A 243-nucleotide genomic window follows, 5' to 3' on the forward strand; every position below is an offset into this window, starting at 1 on the left:
CGCCGCAGATTGGTCGAGTTGCAGCGTGCCGGTGTTGCCGGCAAAGATCGCGTGCCCCGCATAGGCGCCGGTAAGCTCGAGTGTTGCGCCTTGCTCAACGGTTACCGGATCGACCACCGTGAACTGTTGCCAGCCGGTCGTCGTGTTGTTGTTCAGCAAAAGCTGCGCCCACAGCGTGTCGGTGTTGCCGGTCGTGCCCTCGTTGAACACGGTGTTGGCGACATCGCCGGGAGCCACGTTGAT

General features: G+C 62.6%; 1 protein-coding gene. It reads right to left on the reverse strand.

From position 1 onward, the window contains the following. A partial coding sequence (locus FNJ47_RS48395) for a hypothetical protein (RefSeq protein ID WP_163163770.1) occupies window positions 1-243 on the reverse strand: 243 nt, incomplete at both ends.

Source organism: Bradyrhizobium uaiense (assembly GCF_010811875.1).
Taxonomy (GTDB): Bacteria; Pseudomonadota; Alphaproteobacteria; order Rhizobiales; family Xanthobacteraceae; genus Bradyrhizobium; species Bradyrhizobium uaiense.